The sequence below is a fragment of the uncultured Salinibacterium sp. genome (assembly GCF_963974405.1).
Classification (GTDB): domain Bacteria; phylum Actinomycetota; class Actinomycetes; order Actinomycetales; family Microbacteriaceae; genus Rhodoglobus.
Genome location: NZ_CAXBBH010000001.1, coordinates 538,020 through 558,994 on the forward strand (window position 1 = coordinate 538,020; position 20,975 = coordinate 558,994).

Genomic DNA, 20,975 nt, shown 5'->3' on the forward strand with positions numbered 1-20,975 from the left:
GACTGTTCGTCAGATTAGTAAGTTATGCTCAGCCGCATGGTGAGTACCGAGCTGCTGCACACTGCCCCTGAGCCCGCGGGCATCGTCGTCGAGAATGTTGGTCGATCGTTCGGCAACGTCCATGCCGTCCGCGATGCGAGTTTCGTCGCAGACCCCGGCACGGTTACTGGCCTCATTGGTCCGAATGGTTCCGGCAAAACCACCCTCATGCTCATGCTGGGTTCGCTGCTTCAGCCGGATGCCGGCAGCATCCGGATTGCCGGTCATGATCCTGTGACCGAGACCGCTGCGGTGCGTTCGCGGCTGGGGTGGATGCCCGATGTTCTCGGTTCGTGGTCCACAATCAGCGTGCGTGACACCCTCATTTACACGGCGCGAATGTACGCTATGGATAAAACGACCGCTGCGGGGCGTGCAGCGGAACTCATTGCCCTCGTTGACCTTGGTGAACTCGCCGACAGCCCCACGCGTGTGCTCTCGAGAGGCCAGAAACAGCGGCTGAGTCTCGCTCGCGCGCTCGTGCATGACCCGTCGGTTTTGCTGCTCGATGAACCAGCCTCTGGCCTCGACCCCGTAGCTCGCGCCCACTTGCGCACCCTTGTTCGCCGTCTCGCTTCCGAAGGCAAGACGCTTCTCGTGTCGAGCCACGTGCTCTCTGAGCTAGACGAAATGGCTGACGGTGCCGTGTACCTATCGAAGGGCGTCACAGCATCCGCGGAAGCCTTGGCGCGAAGTCGCGCGACGGCTCGGCCCTGGCGCATCCGCTCGAGCGACGCCGTGGCTCTGCGCGCGGCACTCGTTGCTGAGGGAATCGAGGAGGCCGCGATAGCGACCGATCGCACGGAACTGATTGTTGCTCTGGAGGGCGAGGCTGCGGCATCCGCCCTGCTTGCTCGCTTGGTGGGTGCCGGAGTCGCAATCAGCACTTTTGCCCCAGCCGTAGGCGACCTCGAACATGCCTTCATCGATCTCAGCACGGAGGACAATAAATGAAAGCGTTCTTCTCTGGCGTTGGAGTGATTCTCTCGCTCGAACTGCGTCAACGCGTGCGCACCACGAGTTGGTACATTCTTCTCGCCGTTTTTGTGGGCCTGATCTTCATGGTGACGGTGTTGCTGTCATTTGCGCTGAGCGGCTTCGGTAGCGATGACAACGGCGCTGGCGGTATCTTCTCGACGATCATCTACTTTGTGCTGCTCTTGGGCACTCTTGTTGCCCCAGCGCTTTCGGGCAACGCGATCAATGGTGACCGGGATGCTGGCACGCTCGCGACGACGCAAGTGACGCTCATCACCACGGGCCAACTCATCATGGGCAAGTTTCTTTCGGCGTGGGTGACGGCACTTGCGTTCTTGGCGGCGGCTATACCGTTTCTCGTTTATTCGGCTCTCGTTGGCCAATTGCGGGCAAGCACGATCCTTGTCTCGATTGTGATTTTGGCGCTTGAACTTGGAGTCGTGGCGGCAGTAGGGGTTGGGCTCTCAGGGCTACTCTCGCGACCGCTCTTCTCTATCGTGGTTACCTATCTCGTGGTTGCCGCACTCAGCGTCGGAACTCTCATCGCCTTCGGTCTCGGCGGGCTAGCGCTGCAGACGACGGCGACACGGACCTCAAGCTACGCCCTCGAGTACGACAGCGCGGGCGCGCCAACGGCCTGTTCGGCACCCGAGAGCTATGAGTATCAGACGCCTCGATTCGATCTTTTTTGGGGCGCACTAGCGTCCAACCCGTACGTCATTTTGGCGGATGCTGTGCCGACCACGTATGACACAAACGGTCAGCCGACAGATCTCTTCGGCTACTTCAAGCTGGGCACCCGGATGGCGCAAACCGCGCCGGACCTAGAGGGCGGCTACAACGAGTGCGTCGTGGGAGAGCGAGAGCAGTATCCGGACTCCCCAAGCGCTCGCGAGGTGATTGACTCCACCACTCCGAGCTGGGCGGTCGGGTTAGCGGTGCACCTTGCCCTCGCCGGAGGGCTTCTTGCTGGGGCCTGGTCGCGCACGAAGACCCCAGCAGCACAGCTGAGTCGCGGCAGCCGCATCGCCTAATGTCTCATTCCGGTTTCGGTCGATGAATCTGTAGCGTAAGCGCTTGCAGAACCCTCTCGGAGTGGCTTAGCGTGATTGATGAACACGCTCTCTGGAGATTTTGTCACTCTGAGGGGCGGGTTCTGAGCTGCAGTTGTTCCCCCGTATGCTGCTCGGCTTGCGGGCAAAACCTCGACGAGGAGGATTTGTATGATTTCCCACCACTATCGACGAGCCTTGCTGCCGATTGCCACTCTGGGCATCGCAAGTATGGTTCTCACCGGCTGCGCATCAGGCTCTGGTGGCGCAGGCGGGCCCGGCGATTCAGGAGACGCGGATGGCGTTGTCACCATCTACGGAACCATTGCCGACACAGAAGCTGAACTTCTCGAAGAATCCTGGGCTGACTGGGAGACCGAGAACGACATCGACATCCAGTACGAATCCAGTAAAGAGTTTGAAGCTCAGATCAGTATTCGTGCGCAGGGTGGCAACGCGCCCGACCTTGCAATCTTCCCGCAGCCAGGTCTGCTTGCTGACCTTGCATCTCGCGACTACATCCAGCCGGCACCCGAAGGCGTTCAAGCGAACGTCGACGAGTACTGGTCAGACGACTGGGCCGCGTATGCAACCACGGGTGACACACTGTACGGCGCGCCGCTGATGGCCAGCGTCAAGGGCTTCGTGTGGTACGCCCCGTCACAGTTCGCTGAGTGGGGCGTTGAGGTTCCCGAAACATGGGACGAACTGCTCACCCTCACGCAGACGATTGCTGACACCACCGGAACCGCACCGTGGTGTGCAGGATTCGGTTCGGATGCCGCAACAGGCTGGCCGGGAACGGACTGGGTAGAAGACCTCGTTCTTCGCGAAGCCGGAGCGGAGACCTACGACAAGTGGGTTTCACACGAGATTCCGTTCAGTGACCCTGCCATCGTTTCTGCCTTCGATTCCGTGGGCGAGATCCTCTTGAACCCTGACTATGTGAACGCGGGATTCGGCGATGTGAAGTCGATCAACAGCACACCCTTCGGTGACCCGGCTCGTGCCTTGGGCGACGGAACCTGTGCGCTGCACCACCAGGCATCGTTCTTTGATGGCTTCATCCAGGATCCCAAGAACGGCAACGCTTCAGTGGGACCGGATGCTGACATCTGGGCCTTCGTCACTCCTTCCGTTGAGGCCGGCGGCAACGCTGTCACCGGTGGTGGCGAGATTGTCGGCGCGTTCTCGAACGACGAAGACACCATCAAGGTGCAGGAATATCTCTCGAGCCCCGAGTGGGCAAACTCTCGCGTAGCTCTCGGTGGTGTCATCAGCGCTAACAATGGCCTTGACCCCGCCAACGCGAGCAGCCCGATCCTTCAGCAGGCCATTGAGATTCTGCAAGACCCCGAAACGACGTTCCGCTTCGACGCCTCCGACCTCATGCCGGGTGTTGTTGGCGCAGGTTCGTTCTGGACGGGAATGGTCGACTGGGTCAACGGCAAGTCAACCGAAGAAGTGCTCTCGACGATCGATGCCTCATGGCCGTCTGAGTAGTTCGACTTCATAGAGTGATCGCGGTATGAGTCGCGGGCTGGGATGTTGTCCCAGCCCGCACTTATATCCGCACCACGCGACAGAGTTGTCGTAGAGTCAGAGCAGCGAAGAGTCCAGTGATGCACTCGAAAGGTTTGTCATGTCAGCTTTCCTAGCCTGGGTTTCGACCCTTCCAGCCCTTGCACAAATCCCCCTTGTGCTGCTGGCGTTCTTCGCAGTGATCGCACTGCTGATTTTCTTTCTCGAAGTTGCGCCGCGATCGGGACGCAAATTCACCATCATCCGCGCCGTTGCGTGCGTGCTCATTCCCGGGCTCGTGTTTCTTGCGCTCGGCTCAGTCTTGTGGGCGGCAGCCGCGGCAACCGTGTTCGGCGCACTGTTCTTTTACCTCGACTACAGGTCAAAGCAAGGCGCTGGGTACTTGTTCCAGCTGGTCGGTTTTCTGAGTCCCGCCATCTTCCTCCTGGCCATCGGACTCATCTACCCGACGATCCAGACCACGATTCAAGCGTTCATGAATAGCCGCGGAACCCGCTTTGTTGGCCTTGAGAACTTCATCTGGATCTTCACTCAAGACACCGGCATCCGCACTGTCGCCAACACGTTCGTCTGGGTGCTGATTGTTCCCGCCGTCTCCACCATTTTTGGTCTCGCCTACGCCGTGTTTATCGACAAGTCGCGCGGCGAAAAAGTGTTCAAACTCCTCGTCTTCATGCCCATGGCTATCTCGTTCGTGGGCGCAAGCATCATCTGGCGTTTCGTGTACGCCGTGCGACCCGCCGGGCAGGAGCAGATCGGTCTTCTCAACCAGATTGTGGTCTGGCTCGGCGGTGAACCCGTCTCGTGGCTGTCGAATTCGCCGTGGAATACGTTCTTTCTCATCGTGGTGCTGATCTGGATTCAGACCGGTTTCGCCATGGTGATCCTGTCGGCTGCGATCAAGGGTGTTCCCGCTGAGCAACTCGAGGCCGCGGAGCTTGACGGGACCAATGCGTGGCAGCGCTTTATGAATGTCACCGTGCCGGGCATCCGCAGCTCACTCGTCGTTGTCTTGACCACGATCTCGATTGCCTCCCTGAAGGTCTTCGACATCGTTCGAACAATGACGGCCGGTGCCAATGAGACCAGCGTGATCGCCAACGAAATGTACTCCCAATGGCAAGGCTTCGAAGTCGGCAGGTCGGCAGCTTTCGCCGTCGTGCTGTTCCTGATGGTGTTGCCGATTGTTATCTATAACGCGAGACAGATCCAAAAGCAGAGGGAGATCCGATGACTGCGACAGTTCCCGCACGAGTTCCGGTCGACAAGAAGACCAAGAAGCAACTCGCTCGAGGTGAAGGGGCTGGAACGCGCACCAAGAAGCGCCTCACGAGCCGAGGGGCAACTATTGCCGCTCTCGTCATCGCGGTGCTCTGGACGACACCCACTTTCGGCCTCTTCATTTCGTCGATCCGGCCGCCGGAGCAGATTCTCCGCAACGGTTGGTGGACGATCTTCCAGAACCCCGGGTTCACTCTGAACAACTACACCGAGGTGCTCGCCGCGGGTAACAGCACGCTGAACCTTGCGGGCGCATTCATTAACTCGATTGCCATCACGCTTCCGGCCACGATCTTTCCGCTCGTGATCGCCAGCCTGGCTGCCTATGCCTTCGCCTGGATCAAGTTCCCTGGTCGAAACTGGATGTTTATTGGCGTCTTTGCGCTGCAGATTGTGCCTCTACAGATGGCGCTTGTTCCCCTGCTGAGCCTGTTCTCCCGTGGCCTGTCGATCGGCGACGTTGAACTGTTCTCAAGCCTCAACGCCTCCAACTCCTATTCGCAAGTGTGGATTGCGCACACGATCTTCGCGCTCCCGCTAGCAATCTTCCTGCTGCACAACTTCGTCGCCGAGATCCCGGGTGAACTCATTGAGGCAGCTCGAGTGGATGGTGCTGGTCACGGTCAGATCTTCTTCCGCATTGTGCTCCCGCTCACGATGCCGGCAATCGCCTCCTTCGCGATCTTCCAGTTCCTCTGGGTCTGGAACGACCTTCTCGTAGCGCTGGTATTTGCCGACGGACGAGTTGCGCCCATGACGAAGCTCTTGGCAGAGATCACCGGTAGCCGCGGTCAAGATTGGAACCTGCTCACCGCCGGTGCCTTCATCTCGATCCTCGTGCCACTCATCGTGTTCTTCGCACTGCAGCGGTACTTCGTACGCGGACTCCTCGCCGGATCGACGAAGGGCTAATTCGACGAAGGGATCGCGTGCAGAACGTGCCGGGGGCTGATGCGTCGTCAGAACGGCTGCGCGTTAGCCGCCAAGCACAAGCAGGATGCTTGCGGCGATGCCCAAGGCGATGCCCACATATTGCACGGGCGCGATTCTCTCGCGCAGCACAATCGCCGCCAGCAACACCGTGCCAGCGGGGTAAAGAGCAGTGAGCACCGCGATGACCGAGAGGTCACCCGTGCGAACGCCCGTAATGATGGCCATGTTGGCGATCACATCGAGGGTGCCGCCGACCATAGCGAAGTAGATTCCACGACGCCACGCGGGGTGTCGGGCGGGAGCTGATGCTCCGGCTCGCTTGCGCTTAGCTAACGCGGCCATGACAAAGAACAGCGTGAACATGAGCAGCGCATTGACGACGCGGTTGCCCACAACGGGAATGATGCCAGAGTCGTCGGGCGCGGCATCCAGAATCACAAAGAAGAGCCCGATTGCGCTGCCAGCGCCCACCGCCATGAGGAGCGCTTTGAGGCTCGGACGCACGGCGTCTTTCTCGGGAACGAAACCGACGAGCACGACCGCGATGAGCGCGACGGGGATCGCGACGAAACCGAACGTGCCCAGGGACTCTCCGCGCAGCAGGCCGACCGTCACCGGCACAAGCGCCGACATTACGGCCGTCACGGGGGACAGGATACTCATGGGCCCGATCGCGAGGCAGGCGTAGAGCAAGCCGATCGCTACTGCGCTGTTGACTCCCGCGAGTATGCCGTAAAGCACCGCTTCGGTTGACCACACGTTGGTGACGAAAGGGAAGATGAAGAGCAGCACAACGAGCCCAGCCAGGGCGCCGACTGCGGTTGCCAAAATGGGGCTAATCCGTTTGGCAGCGATGCCACCGAAAAAGTCTGCGGCACCGAAGGTGAGCGCGCTAGAAAGCCCGAGAAATACGGTAAACATGGTGCCTGTCGCTGTGGGGACGAATCAAGCCAATGGTAGTGGCTGCGCCTAGACTTCTCGGCATGGTGTCTGCCCAGTCTGTTCTTGAGTCCACGTTCGGTTACGACTCGTTCCGGGGGCAGCAGGGCGAGATCATCGACACGATAGTCGGCGGCGGCGATGCCCTTGTTCTCATGCCGACCGGTGGCGGCAAGTCGCTGTGTTACCAGATTCCCGCTCTCGTGCGTGAGGGCACCGGCGTAGTTATCTCGCCTCTCATCGCTTTGATGCAAGATCAGGTGGATGCTCTCGCCGCCGTTGGCGCGCGTGCCGCGTTCCTCAACTCCACCCAGTCCGCCGACGAGCGCACTCGCGTCGAAAACGCGTACCGGGCTGGTGAGCTGGATCTGCTCTACCTCGCCCCGGAGCGCCTCCGCGTTTCCTCCACTGTCGATCTGCTCAAGCAGGGCCAGATCGGGCTTTTCGCCATCGACGAAGCGCACTGTGTGTCGCAGTGGGGCCACGACTTTCGCCCCGACTACCTGCAGCTCGATGTGTTGCACGACCTGTGGCCGAGCGTCCCACGTATTGCGCTGACCGCCACCGCGACCGAAGCCACTCGCAAAGAGATCGCCCAGCGACTCAAACTCACCGACGCCACCCCGTATGTTTCTAGCTTTGACCGGCCCAACATCCAGTACCGCATAGAAGCGAAGGCGCAGCCGCTGCAGCAATTGCTGACGCTGCTGACCACCGAGCATCCGGGCGATGCGGGCATTGTGTATTGCCTGTCGCGAGCTTCGGTCGAGAAGACGGCGCAGTTCTTGGTCGAGAACGGCATCCCCGCGCTGCCGTATCACGCGGGTCTCGACTCGCGAGTGCGGGCAAGCAACCAGAGCCGCTTCTTGCGAGAAGAGGGCATGGTGATGGTTGCGACAATTGCGTTCGGTATGGGCATCGACAAGCCTGACGTGCGCTTCGTCGCGCACCTCGATCTGCCCAAGAGTGTTGAGGGTTATTACCAAGAGACTGGGCGTGCCGGCCGTGACGGTTTGCCCGCAACCGCGTGGCTTGCCTATGGCCTGCAGGATGTCATGCAGCAGCGGCGCATGATAGATCAGTCGGGCGGCGATCTGGCTCACCGTCGTAATCTGAGCGCCCACCTCGATGCGATGCTCGCGCTGTGCGAGACAGTGGAGTGTCGCCGCGTGCAGTTGCTTGGCTACTTCGGTCAAGACTCGACTGCTTGCGGCAATTGCGACACGTGTCTGTCGCCGCCCGAGTCGTGGGATGGCACTGTTGCGGCCCAAAAGTTGATGTCCACGATTGTGCGACTGGAGCGCGAACGCAACCAGAAGTTTGGCGCCGGACACCTGGTCGACATCCTGATCGGCAAGATCACTCCGCGGGTAACTCAGCAACGACACGACGACCTCGCAACGTTCGGCATCGGTTCGGATGTCTCGGAGCAAGACTGGCGTTCGGTTGTGCGGCAGTTGCTCGCGCAATCGCTGCTGGCGGTGCAAGGGGAGTACGGCACGCTTGCGATTACGCCTGAGAGCGCCTCGGTGCTGAACGGATCGCGCACGGTCAAGCTGCGCAAGGAAGCGCCTCGCAAGGGGCGCGGATCGAGTGCCGGTGGCGGTGCGGCGAAGCGCAAGGTCATGACTGATCTGCCCTCCTCGGCGACCGACCTCTTCGAGAGTCTGCGGTCATGGCGTGCCGGTGTCGCCCGCGACAATGGGGTTCCGGCGTACGTTGTGTTCGCGGATGCCACCCTGCGCGGTATCGCCGTCACGAAGCCCGAGTCGCTGGCTGAGCTCTCGGAGATCAGCGGTGTCGGTGAGAAGAAACTCGAGACCTTTGGGGCGGCAGTGCTTGCGGTTGTCGCCGGCGGATCGGGTGAGGTCGAAGCCGCACGCGGTGTCGCTGCCGTTGCTGCACCGGTGTCCACTGCAGCCGCTCCCTCGACTCCACCGAGGCAGTCACGGCCGGCGACACGGCCGGCGTCTTCGCGACCTGCCTCTCGACCGGCCGCAGCGCGCCCGGCCCCGGCAACCGCGGTTCCCGGCGACGAAGACGACATCCCGTTCTACTCGGATGACGATGCTCCGTACGATGGGCCCCCTGAGTTCTAAACTTTTCGTCTCAGGTTAGGTATGCCATACTTAGGCAATGCTTACCTTGGAACGCGAGATCGCGAAAGACGCCCGCCCGGGCTATCGACCGTTCATGGCGCGTGTGGAAAGCATCCGCGAACTTTCGTCTCACTTTAGGCGCGTCACCTTCACGGGGCCGGAGTTCGAGACTTTCGGAACTGATGGTTTCGACCAGCGCATCAAGATAGTTTTGCCGCTTCCGGGCATCGGCTTGAGCGACATTGGTGCAACCGATCCTGAGACTATCGCCGAAGGCACGTGGTACTCCCGCTGGCGTGCGCTGCCCGACGAGGCACGTAACCCTTTCCGCACCTACACGATTCGTGCTGTGCGGCCCGAACTTCGCGAGATTGACGTCGACATGGTCTTCCATGGCGCTAACGGTCCCGCCGGTCGCTGGCTCGCTAAGGCAACGATCGGTGACGAGGTCATTATCGTCGGCCCCGACGCCGCAAGCATCAACTCTGGCGTCGGAATCGACTGGCACCCTGGCCCCGCTCGCACCGTACTTCTTGCGGGTGACGAAACATCCGCGCCCGCTATCTGCAGCATCCTCGAGCGCCTCGATCCCAGTGTGCAGGCTCACGCGTTCATTGAGATTCCGGATGCCGCAGACAAGCTTCCGCTTGACGTGGGCGTCAATTGCTCCGTCACGTGGCTCGCGCGCAACGAGCAGCCCGCAGGCTCCGCGCTCGACCCCGCCGTCCGGGCGTGGACGAAAGCCAATTCGTCACTCGTGTTACCCGCACTCTCCCCTGCTGAGCAGCCGCTGGGTGACATCGACGTTGATACTGAACTGTTGTGGGATTCGCCGGGTGTAGCATCCGGAACCCACTTTTATGCCTGGCTTGCGGCAGAAGCAAGCGTCATCAAACTGCTTCGCCGTTTTCTCGTGAGCGAGACCGGCGTTGACCGCAAGCAGGTTGCCTTTATGGGCTACTGGCGTCTCGGCAAGTCCGAAGCGCAGTAACTCGCACCGCAACAACGACAACCACCGCCCATGACCCAGACCGTTCCGGCTTCGCGCACGACGCTGAGCCTCCGTACCCGGCGCTGGGTCACCCTGTTCGCAGCTCTCGGGCTGCTCGCAGTAGTTCTCGTGTTGAGCCTTGCTCTTGGCGCTCGCGGCGTCGAGTTCTCACAAATCTGGCAGGCACTCTTTGCTCCCGAGGCGGGCAACAACGACCAGCTTGTGATCCGGGAGTTGCGGCTGCCCCGCACTATCGTCGGCGTGCTCGCAGGGCTCTCGCTTGGCGTAGCCGGTGCAGTCATGCAGGGAGTCACTCGCAATCCGCTCGCAGATCCGGGCCTCCTCGGTGTCAACGCCGGGGCCTCGCTTGCGGTTGTCTTTGCGATCAGTGTGCTGTCGATCTCTAACCCCACGGGCTACATTTGGTTCGCTTTTGCCGGGGCTGCTGCTGCCGCGAGTATCGTTTACGCGATTGGCTCGCTCGGTCGGGAAGGGGCAACCCCTGTCAAGCTTGTGCTTGCCGGAACAGCCGTCACCGCCGGCATCACGTCGATGATCTCGCTGGTCCTTATCTCGGATGCCGACACCCTCAACACCTATCGGTTCTGGTCGGTGGGCTCCCTTGCAAGCAGCAATCTCGACGCTGTGCAGATTGTCATTGGTTTCGTGATGATTGGGGCCGTTCTCGCTATCACTTCGGGGCGGATGCTCAACCTCGTCGCCCTCGGCGATGACCTCGCTCGTGGCCTCGGTCAGCGGATCCACGTAGCCCGGGCAATTGCTGCCGGAGCTGTCGTTCTGCTCTGCGGATCAGCCACTGCTCTCGCCGGGCCGATCGTCTTTGTCGGTCTTGTTGTGCCCCACATTGTGCGCCCGTTCACTGGCCCTGATTACCGCTGGATCATCGCAGTCTCTGCCGTGGTCGGTCCCAGCCTCCTCTTGGTCGCTGACATTGTGGGTCGCCTCGTGGTCGCGCCTTCTGAGCTCGAAGCGGGACTCGTTGTAGCGCTAATTGGCGCCCCGGTCATGATCGCCCTCGTGCGCCGAGTGAAGTTGGCTGGACTGTGAATCGCACTCAACGCATCATCACCGGGTTGTCGATTGGTGCCCTCGCCCTCGCTCTCGTCAGTATTGCGGTTGGGGCATATACGCTAGCGTTGCCCGATTTGCTCGCAACACTGTTCGGCGGCGGCACCCCGTCAGACCGCTTCATTGTCTTTAAACTGCGGCTTCCACGTGTGTTGCTCGCGATGCTTGTTGCTGTCGGCTTTGGCCTTGCCGGCGCACTGTTCCAAAGCTTGCTGCGTAATCCTCTGGCGAGCCCCGACATCATTGGTATCAGTGGTGGCGCTAGCGTTGCCGCAGTGCTCAGCCTCCTCATTTTTGGGGCGACCGGGCTTGTCGTGTCGCTTTCCGCTCTCGTCGGCGCGCTCATCGTCGCCTTCGTGATCTACCTCTTATCGTGGCGCTCAGGCATGAACGGAATGCGCTTCGTTCTGATCGGTGTCGGCATCGCGTTCATGGCGCAATCGGTGATCGGCTACCTCATTACCCGCGGGGATGTCCGCGACGCACAGCAGGCGCTCGTCTGGATGGTCGGCGGGCTTGGCGGTGCCAGCTGGGAAGACGTACTCATCATGGTCGTCAGTCTCGTCGTGTTGGTGCCCGCAGTTGTGCTGCTCGCTTCACGACTCCGGATGCTGCAGCTCGGCGATGATCTTGCTGCGGGCCTCGGCGTGGCCGTGCAGCGCTCGCGGCTCGCCCTCATCGTCGTGGCTGTCGCCCTCGTGGCGATCGCAACCGCCCTTGTGGGGCCGCTCGCGTTTGTCGCTTTCGTCTCCGCCCCAATTGCTCGACGACTAGTGCGCGGGGGAGGGCTCGCGCTTGTGCCGAGTGCCCTTGTGGCGATTGTTCTTGTGCTTGGCGCTGACTTTGTTGCCCAACATCTCCTCACCACAGGAACTCAGGTGCCCACCGGAATTGTCACGGGCATCGTGGGTGCTCCGTACTTGCTGTGGCTCATCTCCACCACCAACCGCGAAGGACGTGCCTCGTGACCCAGATTGACGCGCCCCAACGGCCTACGCACGATCTGCGCGCCGACAACGTGACTCTCAACTATGGCGGCCGCGACATTGTGTCGAACGTGAGTGTGGGGATTCCTGACGGCAAGATGACCGTGATTGTGGGCGCGAATGCCTGCGGCAAGTCGACTCTGCTGCGCGGATTGTCACGGCTGCTGCGACCGGCTTCTGGTCGAGTGATGCTCGACGGGCGCGACATCCATTCGCTGCAGTCGAAAGAGGTTGCTCAGCTTGTCGGAATATTGCCGCAGTCGCCGATTGCCCCCGAGGGCATCACGGTGCGCGACCTTGTGGCGCGAGGGCGTTATCCGCATCAGGGTTGGTTTCAGCAGTGGTCGCCGTCGGATGAGGCGGCTGTCGAGCACGCGTTGAACGCGACCGATACTGCCGAGTTGGCGTCGCGGCGCATCGAAGAGCTTTCTGGCGGTCAACGTCAGCGGGTGTGGATCGCGATGGCGTTGAGCCAGAATCCCGACATCCTGCTGCTTGATGAACCGACGACGTTCTTGGATGTGCGTCACCAGCTTGATGCGCTTGACGTGCTCGCTGACCTCAATCGAGAACGCGGAACCACTGTTGTCATGGTGCTGCACGAGCTGAACCTAGCGGCACGCTATGCCGATCACATGATTCTGATGTGTGAGGGGCGCATCCTCGCTCAAGGAACACCGTCTGAAGTGGTTACAGCCGAGCGGATGCGCGAAGCTTTCGGCCTTGAGGCTCAGATCATTGATGATCCGGTGTCGCATTCACCGATGGTGATTCCGCTTGGTCGCCGCTAGTTCGCAGGGCTACCGCGCCTTGCCCACCTAGATGTCCCGCTTTCCCCACCCAGCTTGCGAATATTGGTTAGGCAAGCCTATCCTTACCATGCACCTATCGTTCGATCGAGGAGATCAATGTCACGCCGACCCCGCCTTGCCGCTCTCGCGGCGGCCACCGCTGCACTTATCGCGCTGAGCGGATGCTCTGCTTCCGGCCCAGATGGCGATGCAGAAGCGCCTGCAGCATCCGACGCTTTCCCTGTCACCATCGAGCACGCGTTCGGTGAGACCGTCATCGAGAGCGAACCCCAGCGGGTTCTCACCCTGGGGTGGGGCAGCGGCGACGCCGTGCTCGCGCTCGGTGTGGTTCCTGTGGGTATGGAGGCACAGAACTACGGTGGCGACGAGAACGGCGTTTTGCCGTGGGCCGCGGATGCTCTCGCTGACCTCGGTGGCGATGCTCCCCTTATCTTCCCTGCCACCGCTGATGCTCCCGCCTACGAGCAGATCGCCGAAGCTGCGCCGGATCTGATCCTGGCGACGTACTCGGGAATCACTGAAGAGCAGTACGACCTCCTCAGCGAGATCGCACCCGTTGTCGCTTACCCCGACCTGCCGTGGACCACCCCGTGGCGTGATGTGATCAGCATCACCGGCACCGCTTTGGGCAAGTCAACCGCAGCGGATGAGGTGCTCGCGAGCATCGACGAGATCGTTGCCGAGAAAGCTGCCGAGCATCCTGAGTTTGCAGGCAAGACCTTTGCTGCAACCTATGACGTTGGAGGAACCTTCTACGTCTACAAGCCAGCTGACCCCCGCGTGGAGTTCTTGATTGACCTCGGTCTCGAAAGCGCTCCAGCCGTTGACGCTCTCTCGAACGGCGATTCCTCGTTCTACTACACGCTCAGCTACGAAAAGCTCGATGCGCTCGATAGCGACTTGCTGATCGGATACTTTGAGAACCAAGAGGCGGGCGAGGCTTTCGCTGCCCAGCCCTACGCGCAGAGCATTCCAGCCGTCGCTGCTGGCGGGTTGGTCTCTGTCGAAGGTGCAGCTCTTGTATCTTCGGTTTCTCCTCCCACGGCACTCTCGCTGCCCTGGGGTGTCGACAGCTTCGTTGACGCGATCGCCGCAGCGCTGAAGTAACGCACGATCTAAACCTCGCGGTTTCTATGAAAGGGCCCCGCCGACGAATGCGTCGGCGGGGCCCTTTGGCGTCTGCAGGAGTTGAGCGCAGGCTAGTTGGCTGGAGCTGCGGGAGCTTCGCCAGCTTCTGCTGCGGCCTGCTGTTCAGCAACCTGCTTGTGAACCTCGGTCATGTCGAGGTTCTTGACGCCCTCGATGACCTGCTCGAGAGCAGGGGCGGGGAGTGCGCCGGGCTGTGAGAACACGAGCACGCCGTCACGGAACGCCATGAGGGTCGGGATCGAGGTGATTCCCGCAGCGCCAGCGAGCTCCTGCTGGTCTTCGGTGTCTACCTTGCCGAACGTGATGTCCGGGTGAGCTTCGCTCGCGGCCTCAAAAATGGGGCCGAATTGCTTACAGGGGCCACACCATTCGGCCCAAAAATCTACAAGCGTGATTCCTTCTTTGGTGACCGTCTGGCCAAAGTCTTCTGCGGTGAGAGTAATAGTCGACATAGTTACATCCTTTCACGGAGCGGAACAACGGCAACTGAATAATGATTCCCACAACGCTACGGCGGCTGATTTGCGGTTTTCCACAAAGGGATGCGGTGGGTCCGGCATCCACTTGGTTGACGGTCAACGAGCCACTTTGCACCCGCCCGCAAGGCTCGTACCGTGACAATTACCGAACTTTCAGGAATCGAGATAGCCATGACCCAGGTTCACGACCACACGGCGACCGAGACGGCGCCGGAATCATCCATCCCCGCCCGCGACGACGCTGCCACCCCCGCTGGCAACCCCGCCATCAATGTTGAGTGGTTGGGAGAATATCTTCTGGGCAAGTGGGCGAAAGCGCGCAAGGAATCACGCGCACTCATGTCGAACCCCGAGTTCCACCGCGTTGACGGGCTGTCGATGGAAGACCACCGTGAACGGGTTCTTCACCAGCTTTCACTTCTCGTCGATAACGGCGCCGTTCAGCGCGCGTTCCCGGCTGAGCTCGGCGGCAACGACGACCACGGCGGAAACATTGCGGCCTTCGAAGAGGTCGTTCTCGCTGACCCCTCGCTGCAGATCAAATCTGGCGTTCAATGGGGCCTGTTCGGCGCGGCCGTTCTGCACCTCGGCACGAAAGAGCACCACGACAAGTGGCTCCCCGACATCATGAGTCTCAAGATTCCTGGCGCTTTCGCGATGACCGAGATCGGTCACGGTTCGGATGTCGCGAGCATCGCCACGACAGCGACCTATGACCCCGACACCGACGAGTTCGTCATCAACACCCCGTTTCGCGCGGCCTGGAAGGACTACCTCGGCAACGCTGCGCTTCACGGCAAAGCAGCCACGGTTTTCGCGCAGCTCATCACCAAGGACGTCAACCACGGCGTGCACGCGTTTTACGTTCCGCTTCGTGACGACAACGGATTCCTTCCCGGAATCTCGGGCGAGGATGACGGTCTCAAGGGCGGCTTGAACGGTATCGACAACGGCCGCTTGGCTTTCGACCACGTCCGTGTTCCCCGCACTAACCTCCTCAACCGCTACGGCAGTGTCGACGACAACGGCGACTACAGTTCTGACATCGACAGCCCCGGCCGTCGCTTCTTCACGATGCTGGGCACGCTCGTTCAGGGCCGTGTTTCTCTCGATGGCGCCGCAGTGCTCGCGAGCAAGCTAGCCCTCACCATTGCCATCACGTACGGCTCGGAGCGCCGACAGTTCACGGCATCCAGCAACACCAAAGAAGAAGTGATTCTCGACTACCAGCGTCACCAGCGTCGACTGCTGCCGCGACTCGCACAGACCTACGCGATGTCGTTCGCGCACGAGGAATTCCTCGACAAATTTGATGGCGTCTTCTCTGGTCGAACCGACACTGATGCCGACCGCCAGGACCTCGAAACGATTGCGGCAGCGCTGAAGCCGCTCAGCACGTGGGCTGCCCTCGACATTCTGCAGGAAGCCCGTGAGGCGTGTGGTGGTTCTGGTTTCATGGCCGAGAACCGTCTCACCCAGATGCGCGCCGACATGGATGTGTACGCCACCTTCGAGGGTGACAACAACGTGTTGCTGCAGTTGGTTGCCAAGCGCCTTCTCACCGACTACTCGCGCAAGTTCGCTAGCGCAGATCCGGGAGCGCTCGCCCAGTACGTTGCCGATCAGGTTAGCGACGCCGCCGTGAACCGCACTGGCTTGCGCCGTTTTGCGCAGAACGTTGTTGACTTCGGTTCCACCGCCCGGTCGATCGGGTATGTGCGCGACACTGATTCACAGCGCCAGTTGTTGACGGATCGCGTGGAGACGATGGTGGCGGATGTCGCGGGCAAGCTGCGTCCGGCGACGAAGCTTCCGCAGGCTGAGGCTGCCGCTCTCTTCAACAGTCACCAGAATCAGCTCATCATGACGGCCTACGCGCATGCCGAGCTGCTGCAGTGGGAGGCGTTCACTCGGGCCCTCGAGAAGATCGAGGATAAGGACACCGCGAAGGTCATGACCTGGTTGCGTGACCTCTTCGGCTTCTCGCTGATCGAGAAGAACCTCGCGTGGTACCTCATGCACGGTCGCATCTCGACGAACCGTGCTCAGGCGATCACCGACTACATCGATGACCGCTTGCTGCCGCGCTTGCGCCCGCAGGCTCTGGATCTCGTTGCCGCGTTTGGTCTCACCGACGAGTTGGTGCGTGCACCGATCGCCTCGGGTGCCGAAGCCATTCGCCAAAACGAGGCGCGCGACTACTACGCCGAGCGTCGCGCATCTGGCGAGGAGCCGGTGCACGAGAAGGATCTGAAGCAGAAGAAGCGACGCTAGCGCGCTCGCCCTCCGAAATTTTTGGAGGCTGCCGGCTCAAACACAAGGGGTGTTGTCGGCAGCCTTAACCACTCGCAGGTTGGGTTTGCTCGGAGCGCAGCCTTGCAACTGCGAATACTGTTGCGCTCGTAAGTACGGCGGCGACAGCGATGATTGCGGCAACCGCGGTGGGTTCTGAGATCCGGTCTCCGGTAAGCCTGCCGACGGCGACCCACGCGAGCCCCCAGCTGAGCGAAAGAGATGGCGCAAAGTGGGCGCGGCCGCGAGCGGCGAGGGCGATGCCCACTGCTCCGGCGACGATGATGATGGCCACACCCCACACGTCTTCGTGGATTCCGAACCCGGAAAATCCGATAGCGACCAGCCACGCCGTGATGTTCGCTGCGGTCGCAACACACACCCACCCGAGATAGAGGCCAATGGTGCCATCGGTGACGATCGCATCGATCGCGCCAGCTGCGGGCAAGTTCACGGTGGTCAGGTATGCCTTGATGAGCACAATCAGCAGCAGGATGATCACGGGAACGCTAAGTGCAAGCAGGCCGTATTGGATGGAGAGAATCCAGACCGCATTGAGAACCAGCGAGGCAGCAACCCAGTAGCCGACGCGGCGGTGCAATTCGGTGCTTGACTGCTTCGGCAACATTTGCCATACGGCGTACGCGATGAGGCCGAAGTAGATGACGCTCCAGATGCCAAACGCTGAACCGGCGGGGGCGATGACGGTGGCGTCGGCGCTGAGCGCACCGCCCGCAGCATCCTGAATCGGAGTCCCGCCCGCGGCACCAGAGCCGACGAAGGCCCCGACGAGGGCGAAAACTGCGCTCGCTGCGACGGTGATCTGCCTGACCACATCAGTGGATTCACGCATCACGTTCTCCTTCGGTTGGCTCTTAGCCTAGAACTCCTGCGCAGGAGTCACCGAAAGAATCGCGGGGTTGTTAGTGCGTGAAGCCGGCGAGCAGACTCGGCACGGCAAGGTTCACAAGAAGGATGACACCGGTGAGCGCAACGATCCCGCCCATTGCGACGAGAGCAAGCTTGCCGAGAACGGCGACAACAGAGATGGTCTTCATGCTCTAAGGGTAGCGGAGGAGCGGATGCGAACTGCCACCCCGGCGGAGAGAGTCACGACCGCACCGCCGATGATGGTCGGAACCGTGAGCTCCTCCCCGAGAATCAGAGCGGCCCAGGCGATGCTCAATACCGGTTGCACCAATTGCACCTGGCTGACCTGCGCCATCGGCCCGATTGCGAGTCCGCGGTACCACGCGAAGAAACCGAGGAACATACTCACCACGGCTAAGTATCCAAACGCAGCCCACTCGATAGGTTCGGCGGCCGGCGGCTGTTGGATTGCTGAGATCACCGCGAGCGGGATCTTCGCCGGCGCTGCAGCAGCTGCTGACCAACTACTTCGCGGCACGCACTGTGAAATAATGCCGTGAACAAATTTACGAGCTCATTTTGACATGACTCCTCGAGCTCACACCCTGCCTCAACGGCAAGGTCGAATGCTCACACCGGATCGACTCCGAAGAGTTACACCTGCTCGTCGAAGATCTAGGTCATCGACGGTGTCATTCTGCAAAACGACGGGCTCCAGCACCGGAAGGACTACTTCAACGACGATCGAGAAAGCTATTCGTACCAGAGTTGTTCGAGGCTGATGGCTATGGCTGCGCCCTCGTCCAGTCGGACTTCGGCGATATTTGCCCAGTCCCGCTGCTGTCCGTCTGTACTCCGAGAGAGTATGACCTCGCTCGCATCCCCTCCACGTGCTTAGTCGTTGAGATTCGACCGGTAGTCAAAATGAGTCGACCGCATCGATCAATTCTGAGGAAGACGTTTCACAGCCATCAATCAACCTACTTATTGGAAGATTAGTCGACGGCAACAAACGTTGACGAGTCTGGACGGGATCCGCCGTCCCGCAAGAGATTGGTGTCAGATGAAGTGTCCTAACGATGGCGAGACGTTGCTTCTTTCCGAACGATCCGGAATCGAGATCGATTACTGCCCGCAGTGTCGAGGAGTCTGGTTAGATCGAGGAGAACTCGACAAGATCGTGGAGCGCTCGCAGGCTGAAGCCTCCTCGGCTCCATACGAGCAAGAACCGCCTAGGCGAAGCAGTGGTCACGGTCATCAGAGTCACGGGTCGCAACGCGAGCAATACGGCAGACGGAAGGAAAGTTGGCTCAGCAACCTGTTCGACTGAGACCAGAGAGGGAGCTCGGGTTCCGCCCGAAAGAGAAGCTCGCTGTACTTCGACAACTCGAGGAATTCGACGGCAGCGTGGCGGCGAATTACCGTTAGTACACCGGCACCGGGACCGCGTATTTCACACGGCGCAAACTGATTGAAGATGGGCGGTTCGCAGAACTGAGCAATCGATTCAGCGTGCCGCACCATTCGCCGTACGCGTCGTAGCCTGTGATAATTTAGCGCGTCCGTAGGTCGCGCCTCAGGCGCGATTCGGATCGCACTACGTTGCCTCGTATGTGAAGCGCACTGGTGCCATCACGATCAACCTGCCCGGCGATGGACGAACCGGAACGTAGTCGGGTTCAGTCGGCCCCAGCGTCCGAGCGCTACAGGCCATATGAGATCCAATGCTCAGGGCACTAAGCCGGGGGCTACCTAAATTTCATGGATCATGTGCTCTCTAAGCTGCTGTTCGTTGACGAACGAGTCCAGACCGACGACGGTAAGGAATTCGGCCGAATCTTCACCTGGTGTTTGTTCAACACGGGCATCAGGCATCCCTATTTCAGGTCAGCCACGCCGCTCTGACGCCCCACGGCTGAACGCTCACGTCGCACTCACCCCGAAAGGTTCAGCCGGCTTCAGCGTCGACGGCGTGACCCAGCTAAACGTTGAAGGGCTAGCGCCCGCACTCCACGCTGCGATAGTGGTTCGGCTAACAGAGCGTCTGACCGCTGAATGTTCCACTGGGTGCTGTAGGAGGCGCTGCATGCAGCATGATCGTGTGGTCTACGTGTTCGAGTCCCAGTTCCAACAGAACTCGCACATGGGAATCCGCGAGTTCGTAGTGGGCTACGCGTCCGCTCCGGTGCACCTCGACGACTCGGTGCGCACGCAACAAACGAAGTGCGTGGGACGCCGCAGATTCACTGAGGTCGATGGCTGCAGCCAAATCACGAACACACATAGGACCGTTGAGTAAAGCGATCAGGATCCGAACTCGGCTCGGCTCGCCCAATAGTTTGAATACGTCAGCCAAGTTTGCGATGTCAGCTTCCAACGGCATGTTCGATCTAGCAGTCTGGACATGCTCGGCATTTACGGTGCGCGCGAGAGCGATCGCGGGTGGAACCCGAGGCACCGTTTGTCTGTCTTGGTTCACTTTGCGTCTGCTCATATGTCCAACTGGATACACATTTCCTCCATAACTATACTGCGTTGGTCGTCTCGTTGTACTCTCTCGGTTCACATTGGATTGTTGCGTGAGAGATGTTGTAGCGCTCGTCCAGCAGTCCGAGAACCGCATCGAGTACATCCTGATAATCACTGTCGGAATCGATTGCCACATGCCCGCTGGCGCTTTCCAAACCTGACGTGATTGTCCACACATGCAGATCGTGCACCTCTGCCACCCCCGGAAGTGCCAGAATCTCGCGACGAATTTCTTCGATATCAAGATGCGGAGGGGCGACCTCCATCAGGATCCGCAGGGCCTGACTCGTGAGCTTCCAGGTACGAGGGAGGATGAACAATCCGATGCCGACCCCAATGATTGGATCAACGTATTGCCATCCCGTTGTATACAGGATGATTGCGGCAACGATAACTCCGACGGAACCCAATAGATCCGCGAAGACTTCCAAGTATGCGCCTTTGAGGTTTAGGCTCTCCTTGGACCCCGCCATCAAGAGTCTGAAACTGATCAGGTTGACGACTAAACCGATGAACGCCACGATAAATAGGGGCAGTCCTGGCACTTCGGGAGGATTGCTGAAACGCTTTATAGCCTCGATGAGGACATACCCTGCGACAGCGAACAGGAGGATACCGTTTGCTAGGGCGGCGAGGACCTCAAGCCGATAAAAGCCGTAGGTTCGTTGCGTCGTGGTCGGCCGAGATGCCAAGGTTATCGCTGTCAATGCCATGCCGAGACCAAGAACATCGGTGCCCATGTGTGCGGCATCGGAGATGAGAGCTAGTGAATTGAAGGTGAAACCGGCGATGAATTCGACAATCATGTATGTCGCCGTCAGCGCGAACGCAATGAACAGCGGTTTGCGATGCTGCCCAGCCGCGCTCACTGCAGAAGCATGTGAATGATCAGAGCCCATAGCTCAGCCTCTCCCT

The 20,975-nt window shown here is 60.3% G+C and carries 19 protein-coding genes and 1 pseudogene; 13 read left to right on the top strand and 7 right to left on the bottom strand.

What is annotated here, in order from left to right:
* The first annotated feature begins 36 nt into the window (after positions 1–36).
* From AACZ26_RS02600 to AACZ26_RS02620, 5 genes are all read left to right on the top strand, one after another.
* On the top strand, positions 37–993 hold the full coding sequence (locus AACZ26_RS02600; RefSeq protein ID WP_339618872.1) for an ABC transporter ATP-binding protein: 957 nt from the start codon (positions 37–39) through the stop codon (positions 991–993).
* Positions 990–2,051, top strand: a complete 1,062-nt coding sequence (locus AACZ26_RS02605) for an ABC transporter permease (RefSeq protein WP_339618873.1) — start codon at positions 990–992, stop codon at positions 2,049–2,051. The genes AACZ26_RS02600 and AACZ26_RS02605 overlap by 4 nt, the downstream gene beginning before the upstream one ends.
* 189 nt (positions 2,052–2,240) lie before the next feature.
* Complete coding sequence (locus tag AACZ26_RS02610; RefSeq protein WP_339618874.1) at positions 2,241–3,572, top strand: ABC transporter substrate-binding protein; 1,332 nt, start codon at positions 2,241–2,243, stop codon at positions 3,570–3,572.
* 139 nt (positions 3,573–3,711) lie between these two features.
* A complete protein-coding gene (locus tag AACZ26_RS02615) occupies positions 3,712–4,845 on the top strand; it encodes a sugar ABC transporter permease (RefSeq protein WP_339618875.1) in 1,134 nt (377 codons plus the stop codon).
* Positions 4,842–5,804 (top strand): carbohydrate ABC transporter permease, encoded by a 963-nt coding sequence (locus AACZ26_RS02620; protein ID WP_339618876.1) that lies wholly within the window; start codon positions 4,842–4,844, stop codon positions 5,802–5,804. Before AACZ26_RS02615 ends, AACZ26_RS02620 begins: the two co-directional genes overlap by 4 nt.
* 63 nt (positions 5,805–5,867) lie before the next feature.
* Here AACZ26_RS02620 and AACZ26_RS02625 read toward each other — a convergent pair whose 3' ends face one another.
* Positions 5,868–6,746, bottom strand: coding sequence for a DMT family transporter (locus tag AACZ26_RS02625; RefSeq protein ID WP_339618877.1), 879 nt, complete (start codon positions 6,744–6,746; stop codon positions 5,868–5,870).
* Positions 6,747–6,808: 62 nt separating this feature from the next.
* Here AACZ26_RS02625 and recQ point away from each other — a divergent pair, with 62 nt between their 5' ends.
* From recQ to AACZ26_RS02655, 6 genes are all read left to right on the top strand, one after another.
* A complete protein-coding gene (gene recQ, locus AACZ26_RS02630; RefSeq protein WP_339620617.1) occupies positions 6,809–8,863 on the top strand; it encodes a DNA helicase RecQ in 2,055 nt (684 codons plus the stop codon).
* Positions 8,864–8,900: 37 nt separating this feature from the next.
* Positions 8,901–9,854, top strand: coding sequence for a siderophore-interacting protein (locus AACZ26_RS02635; protein ID WP_339618880.1), 954 nt, complete (start codon positions 8,901–8,903; stop codon positions 9,852–9,854).
* A gap of 30 nt (positions 9,855–9,884) precedes the next feature.
* Positions 9,885–10,922 (top strand): iron ABC transporter permease, encoded by a 1,038-nt coding sequence (locus AACZ26_RS02640; protein WP_339618881.1) that lies wholly within the window; start codon positions 9,885–9,887, stop codon positions 10,920–10,922.
* Entirely contained in the window at positions 10,919–11,911 is a 993-nt protein-coding gene (locus AACZ26_RS02645; protein WP_339618883.1) for an iron chelate uptake ABC transporter family permease subunit, read from the top strand. Before AACZ26_RS02640 ends, AACZ26_RS02645 begins: the two co-directional genes overlap by 4 nt.
* Positions 11,908–12,720, top strand: a complete 813-nt coding sequence (locus AACZ26_RS02650) for an ABC transporter ATP-binding protein (protein WP_339618885.1) — start codon at positions 11,908–11,910, stop codon at positions 12,718–12,720. The genes AACZ26_RS02645 and AACZ26_RS02650 overlap by 4 nt, the downstream gene beginning before the upstream one ends.
* A gap of 117 nt (positions 12,721–12,837) precedes the next feature.
* Positions 12,838–13,848 (top strand): iron-siderophore ABC transporter substrate-binding protein, encoded by a 1,011-nt coding sequence (locus tag AACZ26_RS02655; RefSeq protein ID WP_339618886.1) that lies wholly within the window; start codon positions 12,838–12,840, stop codon positions 13,846–13,848.
* 92 nt (positions 13,849–13,940) lie between these two features.
* On the opposite strand, the gene trxA is transcribed toward AACZ26_RS02655, so the two are convergent.
* Entirely contained in the window at positions 13,941–14,342 is a 402-nt protein-coding gene (trxA, locus tag AACZ26_RS02660; RefSeq protein WP_339618887.1) for a thioredoxin, read from the bottom strand.
* A gap of 198 nt (positions 14,343–14,540) precedes the next feature.
* Between trxA and AACZ26_RS02665 the strand changes: the two genes are divergently transcribed.
* Positions 14,541–16,643: an acyl-CoA dehydrogenase gene (locus tag AACZ26_RS02665; protein WP_339620618.1), complete on the top strand. Its 2,103-nt coding sequence runs from the start codon at positions 14,541–14,543 to the stop codon at positions 16,641–16,643.
* A gap of 64 nt (positions 16,644–16,707) precedes the next feature.
* Here the strand turns inward: AACZ26_RS02665 and AACZ26_RS02670 are convergent, their stop codons facing one another.
* The 3 genes and pseudogenes from AACZ26_RS02670 to AACZ26_RS02680 form a co-directional block, all read right to left on the bottom strand.
* The gene (locus AACZ26_RS02670; RefSeq protein WP_339618888.1) at positions 16,708–17,514 is read right to left on the bottom strand and encodes a tryptophan-rich sensory protein; all 807 of its coding nucleotides are present in this window, start codon (positions 17,512–17,514) and stop codon (positions 16,708–16,710) included.
* A gap of 70 nt (positions 17,515–17,584) precedes the next feature.
* Complete coding sequence (locus AACZ26_RS02675; RefSeq protein WP_339618890.1) at positions 17,585–17,719, bottom strand: hypothetical protein; 135 nt, start codon at positions 17,717–17,719, stop codon at positions 17,585–17,587.
* Positions 17,716–18,057: pseudogene (locus tag AACZ26_RS02680) on the bottom strand (DMT family transporter); the annotation flags it as partial. The gene AACZ26_RS02675 and the pseudogene AACZ26_RS02680, both read right to left, overlap by 4 nt.
* A 537-nt stretch (positions 18,058–18,594) precedes the next feature.
* Here AACZ26_RS02680 and AACZ26_RS02685 point away from each other — a divergent pair.
* Positions 18,595–18,861, top strand: a complete 267-nt coding sequence (locus AACZ26_RS02685; protein ID WP_339618892.1) for a zf-TFIIB domain-containing protein — start codon at positions 18,595–18,597, stop codon at positions 18,859–18,861.
* A 702-nt stretch (positions 18,862–19,563) separates the two neighbouring features.
* Here the strand turns inward: AACZ26_RS02685 and AACZ26_RS02690 are convergent.
* Together AACZ26_RS02690 and AACZ26_RS02695 are read right to left on the bottom strand one after the other, a co-directional pair.
* Positions 19,564–20,163, bottom strand: a complete 600-nt coding sequence (locus tag AACZ26_RS02690) for a metalloregulator ArsR/SmtB family transcription factor (protein ID WP_339618893.1) — start codon at positions 20,161–20,163, stop codon at positions 19,564–19,566.
* Positions 20,057–20,959, bottom strand: coding sequence for a cation diffusion facilitator family transporter (locus tag AACZ26_RS02695; protein ID WP_339618895.1), 903 nt, complete (start codon positions 20,957–20,959; stop codon positions 20,057–20,059). Before AACZ26_RS02695 ends, AACZ26_RS02690 begins: the two co-directional genes overlap by 107 nt.
* Between the last annotated feature and the right edge of the window lie 16 nt (positions 20,960–20,975).